Below are 8,586 nucleotides of genomic sequence, written 5' to 3'. Positions count from 1 at the left end.
GTCCGCGCGGCCGTCGTCGCCGCCTGGGCGTCGGCCGACGTCGCCTGACCCGCAGCCGTCGCGGCCGGCGCGGACCCGGCTCAGCCGGCCGTCGTCAGCCGGCCGAGCGCCTTCTCCAGCAGCTCGGCGTAGACGACGATCCCCGCCATGTTGGGGTGCGTCTTGTCGGGGTGCAGCCACTGCGGGTGGCCGTGCACCTTCGCGGCCCAGTCGACCAGGTGCGCGTTCGGGTACCGCTCCACGATCGACGCCAGCTGCTGGTTGGCGTCGGGCACCCAGTAGCTGATGCCGGTCAGGTTGACGAACACCACCTGCCGCTCGTCGCCGAGCGTGCGCATGATCGACTCGACGGCCTTCTCGGAGCCCGGGAACTGGAAGCCCCCGTTCGTGCCGAACGCCAGCACGACCACCGGGCGCAGCCGCCCCTCCTTCGCGGCCGCCTCCACGACGGCCGGGGCGTCCACCCACTTGCGGATCGGCTTGGCGTCGATCGCGACGCCGGGCAGCGCGTCGTACACGGCGGGCGCGGCGGCGGACAGCACCGAGTCGCCGAACGCGACGACGTCGGCCCCCGTCACGGGCCGGCCCGTCGTCCCCTCCCCGGGGTCCTGCGCCCCAGGTGCCGCCGCGCCGGCGCCCGCGCTCGGCGTCGCCGCCGGCTGCGTCGCCTGCCGGCCCTGCTCCGCCTGCGCGCGCTCCCCCTGCTCGACCGCGAGCTGCGCCTGCGACTTCGCGGGCGCGCCCGCCACGGCGACGACCGCGAGGACGAGCACCACCGCCGCCGCACCGGCCAGCACGCGGGCGCCCGGCTCGCGGACGACCGCCGCGCGTGCCCGCGCGGCCACGGCGCGGAAGCCGTCCCGCCGCACCGGCACCTCGAGCCAGCGGTACGACGCCGCTGCGAGCGCGAAGGTCACCACGAGCGACAGCGCCGTCCCCCACCACCACGCCGCGGTCCCGGGCGCCGCCACGACGACCGCCCCGACGACGAGGATCACGGGCCAGTGCCACAGGTAGAGCCCGTAGGACCGCTCGCCGACCCACGTGAGCGGCCGGGTCTCGAGCGCCCGGACGTAGGCAGACTCCCCGGTCGTGCAGCCGGCGACGGCCAGGACGGCCAGCACCGACGCGAGGAGCAGCCCGCCGCGGTAGGTGACGGTCGCCTGGTCCTGCAGGACGACGACGAGCACCGTGAGCAGCCCCAGCGCCGACGCGGGCAGCCAGCGCGCGAGCCGGGGCCGCAGCGGCAGAACGAGGCCGCCGCGCCAGGCGAAGGCGGCCGCGACGCCCAGCAGGAGCCCGAAGGCGTGGGTGTCCGTGCCGTAGTACACGCGCGTCGGGTCCCCGTCGGGCTGGTGCAGCACGGCCATGAGAAGGGCCGACAGGAGCGCGGCACCGAGCGCGACCGCCGCCCGCGCCCGCCACGACCGTGCGAGCACGAGCAGCAGGACGAGGAGCACCGGCCACAGGACGTAGAACTGCTCCTCGATCGCGAGCGACCAGAACGGCTGGAACAGCTCGGGCTGCGTCGCGTCGAAGTAGCTGGAGCCGGCGGCGATCTCGACCCAGTTGGTGAGGAACGTCGCGGCGCCCAGCACCTGGCGGCCGATGCCCACGAGCAGGTCGGTGCTGACGAGGCGCGCCGCGACGAGCGACGTCACGACGACGAGCCCGAGCGCCGGCAGGAGGCGGCGCGCGCGGCGCAGCCAGAACGACGGCAGCGAGATCCGGCCGCGGTCGGCGGCCTCGCGCAGCAGCAGCGTCGTGATGAGGAACCCGCTGACGACGAAGAACACGTCGACGCCGATGAACCCGCCGGGCACGGACGACGGCGCGAGGTGGTACGCGACGACCGCGAGGACCGCCCACGCGCGCAGGCCGTCGAGCCCCCGGATCCGTCCGGAGGCGGCACCCGGGGCGCTCGCCGGACCGCGGTGTCGGTGGTGCTCCGCGCCGGGCGTGACGTCGGTGCGCACCGCGTCCGCCGGCGTCGAGCCGCGCGGCGTCGTCGTCGTCATGTCACCACCGTCCAGGCGTCCCCGCGTCCTGTCAGCGCTCACCCTAGGTGGGTCGGCGCGGCGTGCGGCAGAGGCGCGGCCGGTGCGTGCGAGAGCCGGGCCGCGGCCTCGTCCGGCTAGAGCTTCGTGACGGGCGAGTAGCGCAGCAGGAGCCGCTTGGTGCCCTCGCTGCCGAAGTCGACCTTGACGACCGAGCTCGCGCCCGCGCCCTCGAGCGCGACGACGGTGCCCAGCCCGTAGGCGTCGTGGGTCACCTTGTCGCCGACGGCGAGCGACGGGATCTCGACGTCCGAGCGCGGGGTGGCCGACCCGAACTTCGCGCCGGTGGAGGGCAGCGGCGCCCGTGCCTCGCGCTCGGCGGGCGCGGGACCGGACCGGTCGCGGCGCCCGTAGCCGCCGGAGCCGTACCCGCCGCCGGAGCCGAAGCCCGAGCCCCAGCCGCCGCGCAGCTGGGACGTCGACGACTCGCGGCGCCGCCAGTCGAGCAGCTCCTCCGGCAGGTCGTCGAGGAACCGGCTCGGCGGGAACTCGTTCGGCACGCCCCACGCCGTGCGCACCGCGGCGCGCGAGACGTAGAGCCGCTCGCGCGCCCGGGTGAGCCCCACGTAGGCGAGGCGTCGCTCCTCCGCGAGCTGGTCGGGGTCCGACAGCGACCGCATGTGCGGGAAGGTGCCGTCCTCCATGCCCGTGAGGAACACGACCGGGAACTCGAGCCCCTTCGCGGTGTGCAGCGTCATCAGGGTGACGACACCCGGGTCCGGGCGCGCCTGGCCGTCGTCGTCCGCGCCGTCCGGCACCGGGATCTGGTCGGAGTCGGCCACGAGGGACACGCGCTCGAGGAAGTCCGCCAGGTCGCCCTCGGGGTCGCTCTGCTCGAACTCGCTCGCGACCGCGTGCAGCTCCGCCAGGTTCTCGACCCGCGAGGCGTCCTGCGGGTCCTCGCTCGCCCGCAGCTCGGCCAGGTAGCCCGAGCGGTCGAGCACCGCGCCGAGCACCTCGGCGGGGCCGGCGTCGGCGGCGAGCTCGCGCAGGCCGTCCATCATCTGCGCGAAGGCCGCCATGCCGGTGATCGCCCGGGTGCCCAGCCCCGGCACCTCGTCGAGCCGGGCCAGCGCCGCGCCGAACGAGATGCGCTCGCGCTCGGCGAAGGCCGCGACCATCGCCTCGGAGCGGTCGCCGAGGCCGCGCTTCGGCACGTTGAGGATCCGCCGCAGGTTGACGTCGTCGTCCGGGTTCGCGATCGCGCGCAGGTAGGCGACCGCGTCCTTGATCTCGCGCCGCTCGTAGAAGCGCGTGCCCCCGACGACCTTGTACGGCAGCCCGACGCGGACCAGCACCTCCTCGAGCGCGCGCGACTGCGCGTTGGCCCGGTAGAAGATCGCGACGTCGCCGGGCCGCACGCCCTGCTCGTCGCCGAGCCGGTCGATCTCCTGCGCGACGAACCGCGCCTCCTCGTGCTCGGTGTCCGCCACGTACGCGACGATCTGCGCGCCGGCGCCGGAGTCGGTCCACAGCCGCTTCGGCTTGCGGCCCGCGTTGCGGCTGATGACCGCGTTGGCCGCCGAGAGGATCGTCTGCGTCGAGCGGTAGTTCTGCTCCAGCAGGATCGTGCGCGCGTCCGGGTAGTCCGCCTCGAACTCGAGGATGTTGCGGATCGAGGCGCCGCGGAACGCGTAGATCGACTGGTCGGCGTCGCCGACCACGGTCAGCTCGCCGCGCGGCACCTCGTCGGCGCCCTCGGCGCTCGCGGCCGGCGTCGCGGAGACGCCGACGAGCTCCCGCACCAGGACGTACTGCGCGTGGTTCGTGTCCTGGTACTCGTCCACCAGCACGTGCCGGAACCGGCGCCGGTAGTGCTCCGCCACGGCGGGGAACGCCTGCAGCAGGTGCACCGTCGTCATGATGAGGTCGTCGAAGTCCAGCGCGTGCGCCTGCCGCAGGCGCGCCTGGTAGCGCGTGTAGACCTGCGCGAGCGCCGTATCGAAGTCGTTCGCCGCACCGCCGCCCGACGTCCGGGCGAAGGTCTCCGGGTCGACCAGCTCGTCCTTGAGCGCCGAGATCTTCCCGGCCAGGGCCTTGGCCGGGTACTTCTTCGGGTCCAGGTCGAGCTCGCGCGCGACGAGGGTCAGCAGGCGCTGGGAGTCCGCCGCGTCGTAGATCGAGAAGCTCGAGCGCAGGCCGAGCGTGCTCGCCTCGCGCCGCAGGATCCGGACGCACGCGGAGTGGAACGTCGACACCCACATGCGCTGGGCCGCCGGCCCGACGAGCTGCTCCACCCGCTCGCGCATCTCCGCCGCGGCCTTGTTGGTGAACGTGATCGCGAGGACCTCGCCCGCGCGCGCCCGCCGCGTCGCGAGCAGGTGGGCGATCCGGTGCGTGAGGACGCGCGTCTTGCCCGAGCCCGCGCCGGCGACGATGAGCAGGGGTCCGCCGTGGTGGACGACGGCCTCGCGCTGCTGCGGGTTGAGACCGACGAGCAGCGCGTCGGCCTGCTCCTGACGACGCGCCTCGCGCTCGGCGCGCTCGTCGTCGGCCTCGCCGCGCGGCGGGACGACCAGCGGCAGGCCGGACGACTCGCCCGCGTGCGAGCGGCGGGCGGCGGCGCTCGTCGACCCCGGGGCACGGGGGGTCGCGGCGGCGCCGGGGACGGGGAGGTCGAGGCTCTCGAACAGCGAAGTCATGGCACTCCCAGGGTAGGCGCCCCCACCCACACCCACGGACGCGCCGGCCGCGCGCGGGCACCTCAGGTGGCGAGCAGGCCGACCACCCAGGCACCCGTCGCGACGAGCGCACCGGCGAGCTCGACGAGGATCGTGATCCCGGTCGCCGCGAGCGCCGTCAGGGTCGCCCGCCACGCCGGGCCGGCCTCGCGCAGCCGGCGCAGCTCGGCGAGGAACACCCCGAGCAGGAAGCCGATGACCAGGCCCACCACCGGGATGACGAAGAAGCCCACGATGCCGAGCAGGCCACCCCACACGATCGTCGAGCCGGGCACGCCACGCCGCTGCAGGTGCCGCCCGGCGAGGACGTACTTGGCGACCTGCGCCACCGCGGTCGCCAGCACGGCGACGGCCACCACGGTCCAGCCGACGGCACCGCCGGTCACCACACCCCACACGACCACGGCGCCGAGCACGAGGAAGGCCCCCGGCAGCACCTGGACGACGACCCCGACCAGGCCCGCGGCCACGACGAGGCCGACGACGAGCTCACCCCACTCCGGCACGCCCCGACCCTAGGGCCTGGTGCGGCGGGCCACCCGGCGGGCGCCGGGCGCCGCGGGGGGGCCGGGCCGTCAGCGCCAGATGACGGCGACGGCCACGTTCGCGACCGTGAGCCCGGCGATGGCGCCGAGGTAGCCGGCGGTGACACGCTCCGGACGGCGCTGGCCGAGCACGACGAGCACCGTGATGACGACGGCGACGACGGTCTTGACCGCGATCTTCACGTGGTCGTAGTCGTGCCCGGCGACGCCGGAGAAGCCGAGACCGGCCATGATCAGGCCGGTGACGAGCGCGGTGAGCGCCCCGTGCAGCAGGCCCGCGGGGATCTTCGGCGCGCGCAGGCTGACGAGCGCGCCGCCGAGCACGATGGCCCAGCCGACGAGGTGCAGGACGAGCAGGATCTGGAAGACGAGGTCCATGCCGGCAGCCTAGTCGGCCGCGCGGCGCGATCTGACGCCTTGTCAGATCGATCGCGTCACAGCAGGCGGCGGGCCGCCGCCCAGCGCGTGAGCTCGTTGCGGTTGGAGAGCTGCAGCTTGCGCAGCACGGCCGAGACGTGGGTCTCGACCGTCTTCACGGAGATGAAGAGCTCGGCGGCGACCTCGCGGTACGTGTACCCCCGCGCGATCAGCCGCATGACCTCGCGCTCGCGCGCCGAGAGCCGGTCGAGCTCGTCGTCGCCCGTGGCGACGTCGCCCGCCGCGGCGCCGAACGCGTCCAGCACGAACCCCGCGAGCCGCGGCGAGAAGACGGCGTCGCCACCCGCGACCCGGCGCACCGCGTCCGACAGCGCCGCGCCGTCGATCGCCTTCGTCACGTACCCGCGCGCCCCGGCCCGGATGACGGCCACGACGTCCTCCGAGGCGTCCGAGACGGACAGCGCCAGGAAGCGCGTCGTCCCCTGCAGGTCGGTGCACGCACGGATGACCTCCGCCCCGCCGCCGCCGTCACCCCCCGGCAGGTGGACGTCCAGCAGGACGACCGGCGGGCGCAGCGCGTGCACCGCCTGCACGGCCGTCTCGACCGAGTCCGCCTCACCCACCACCCGGACGCCGGCGTCCAGCGACGCCCGCACGCCGGTGCGGAACAGGTGGTGGTCGTCGACGAGGACGACGTCGACGACGTCGCCCCCGCTCGTGCTCGCCTGGCTCATCGGCTCACCGTTCTCCTCCCGCCGGGGCGCCACCGGCCGCGCCGGCGTCGTCCGTGCGCGTCGGCACCCGCAGGTGCACCTCCGTGCCGCGGCCCGGCCGGCACGTCACGCTCGCGGACCCGCCGCGGCGCTGCACCCGTCCCATGATCGACTCCCGCACCCCGAACCGGTCGGGACCCACCGCGTCCACGTCGAACCCGTCGCCGTGGTCGCGCACGAACACCTCGACCGCGTCCTGCCCGACCTCGAGGTACAGCGAGACGGGCGGCCGCCCGTGCACGACCGCGTTGACCAGCGCCTCGCGCGTGGCCTGCAGCAGCGCCTCGGTGTCCGCGTCGGGCACCCGGTCCCCCACGGCGACGGTGTCGATGGCGACGGGGTCGCCGCCGGGGCCGGACCGCGAGTCCTCGACCTCGGCCACGATCGCGCGCAGCGCCGCCGTCACGCTCGTCCCCGGCGCCGGGCGGTCGTCGTAGAGCCACTCGCGCAGCTCCCGCTCCTGCGCACGCGCCATGCGGGCGACCTCGGCGGGGTCGTCCGCCCGTGCGCGGATGAGCGCGAGGGTCTGCAGCACGGAGTCGTGCAGGTGCGCCGCGATGTCCGCCCGCTCCGACTCGCGCGCGCGGGCCGCGCGCTCGTCGCCGAGCTCGCGCACGAGCCGCAGCCACCACGGCGCGAGCGCCAGCCCGACGCCCGCCAGGACCGCGAGCGCGGCGACGACCGACTGCGCGAGCGTGCCGGCGTCGATGCCGCGGCCCGTGTACTGGCCGACGAGGAGCAGCACCCCCACGCCCGCGACGACCAGCCCACCGACGAGCCGGAGCACCGGGACCGGCGTGCGCCCGCCGGCGCGCGCCCGCAGCCGGTCGCGCTGGGCCGCGTCGAGCTGGCTCCAGGCGAGCACGAGCCCCGCCACGACGAGCAGCACCGGCACCACCCAGCGCAGGTCGAGCGCGCCGTTGCGCCCGGCGATCAGCGCCAGCGCACCCAGGACGAGCGCGAGCCCGGCCGCGATGTCCGTCACCGGCCATCGGCGCAGCGGCGCGTCCGGCCCCTGCTGGCGCCGCGCGAGGCGCGCGAGGGCGCCGGGACGCTCGTCCACGGCCACGACCGCCGGGTCCCCGGCCGGCACGGTGAGCCACAGGAACCCGTACAGCGCGACGCCGACGCCACCGAGCGGCGCGAGGAGCACGAAGGCGATCCGGACGAGACCCACGCGCAGCCCGAGGTGCGCGGCCAGGCCCGTCGCCACGCCCCCGACCCAGCGGCCCTGCTCGGGCCGGCGCAGCGGCAGGCGCGCCACCGGGCGGGGCCCGGCGCCGGGCACCCCCGGCGCCCACCCGCCTCCCGGCCCCGTCCCCGGGCTCGTGCCTGCGCTCGTCACGCCCCGATCGAAACACGTCCGCGGGCCCGCGGGCGCCACCCGGGCCCACGTTCAGGGTGCAGCACCGCCAGGACCGGGGTCGGTCCGGCGCCGGTTCAGGGTCGGACCAGGGTGGGCCCCGATGCCGCCGAGGGTCGCCGCCGAGCAGGCTGGAGCCATGGACACGACCGGAACCACCGGCGCCGCGGGCGCACCGGGGCCGCAGGGCCCCCAGGGCCCGTACGGCCCGTACCCCCATCCGCAGCCGCCGCGCCCGCAGGGCGACCGCGGCTTCTTCGACTCGATCCGCGCCGCGGGGATCGTGCGCACCGACGACCGCTGGGTCGCCGGGGTGTGCGGCGGCGTCGCGCGCCGGTTCGGGCTCGACCCGCTGCTCGTCCGCGGCCTGTTCGCGGTGTCCGTGCTCGTCGTCGGGCTCGGGCTCGTCGCCTACGGCGTCGCGTGGGCGCTGCTGCCGGAGGAGCGCGACGGGCGCATCCACCTGCAGGAGGCGATCGCGGGCCGGTTCGACGTCGCGCTGGTCGGCGCCGCCGCCATGGTCGTCGTCGGCCTGGGCCGCGGCGGCGGGGTCTCGCCGTTCTGGTTCTGGGACGGCCGGCCGGGCTGGCTCGGCGACGTGTTCGGCTGGGTCGGCGGCCTGCTGTGGATCGCCTTCCTCGTCGTGGTCGTCGTCGCCGTCGTGACCGCCGTGCAGAACCGCAAGGGCGGCGGCGCCGTGATGCCGGCCGACGCGCCCGTGACGCCCCCGACCGCCGACGGGGCGCGGCCCGACGACCTCGGGACGACCGGTGCCGGCACCGGCGCGCC

At 76.1% G+C, this 8,586-nt stretch carries 7 protein-coding genes; 1 reads left to right on the top strand and 6 read right to left on the bottom strand.

The window, feature by feature from the left end:
• Positions 1-80 precede the first annotated feature (80 nt).
• The 6 genes from HGCM_RS08510 to HGCM_RS08485 all read right to left on the bottom strand — a co-directional run bounded on the left by HGCM_RS08510 (position 81) and on the right by HGCM_RS08485 (position 7,779).
• On the bottom strand, positions 81-2,018 hold the full coding sequence (locus HGCM_RS08510) for an acyltransferase family protein (protein ID WP_019136426.1): 1,938 nt from the start codon (positions 2,016-2,018) through the stop codon (positions 81-83).
• Between the two features lie 116 nt (positions 2,019-2,134).
• Positions 2,135-4,699, bottom strand: coding sequence for a DNA helicase PcrA (gene pcrA / locus HGCM_RS08505; protein ID WP_019136425.1), 2,565 nt, complete (start codon positions 4,697-4,699; stop codon positions 2,135-2,137).
• Positions 4,700-4,761: 62 nt separating this feature from the next.
• On the bottom strand, positions 4,762-5,244 hold the full coding sequence (locus HGCM_RS08500) for a DUF456 domain-containing protein (RefSeq protein WP_019136424.1): 483 nt from the start codon (positions 5,242-5,244) through the stop codon (positions 4,762-4,764).
• Between the two features lie 69 nt (positions 5,245-5,313).
• Positions 5,314-5,661: a hypothetical protein gene (locus HGCM_RS08495; protein ID WP_019136423.1), complete on the bottom strand. Its 348-nt coding sequence runs from the start codon at positions 5,659-5,661 to the stop codon at positions 5,314-5,316.
• A 56-nt stretch (positions 5,662-5,717) separates the two neighbouring features.
• On the bottom strand, positions 5,718-6,395 hold the full coding sequence (locus tag HGCM_RS08490; protein ID WP_026075353.1) for a LuxR C-terminal-related transcriptional regulator: 678 nt from the start codon (positions 6,393-6,395) through the stop codon (positions 5,718-5,720).
• Between the two features lie 4 nt (positions 6,396-6,399).
• Positions 6,400-7,779, bottom strand: coding sequence for an ATP-binding protein (locus HGCM_RS08485; RefSeq protein ID WP_306426426.1), 1,380 nt, complete (start codon positions 7,777-7,779; stop codon positions 6,400-6,402).
• A 157-nt stretch (positions 7,780-7,936) separates the two neighbouring features.
• On the opposite strand from HGCM_RS08485, the gene HGCM_RS17600 reads away from it, so the two are divergent.
• Positions 7,937-8,586, top strand: a 650-nt coding sequence (locus HGCM_RS17600; RefSeq protein ID WP_019136420.1) for a PspC domain-containing protein, incomplete at its 3' end; no start/stop codon positions are given.

It is taken from the genome of Cellulomonas massiliensis JC225 (assembly GCF_000312005.1).
In the GTDB taxonomy this organism is placed as follows: Bacteria; Actinomycetota; Actinomycetes; order Actinomycetales; family Cellulomonadaceae; genus Cellulomonas; species Cellulomonas massiliensis.
This window is presented reverse-complemented; position numbering and strand designations above follow the sequence as displayed.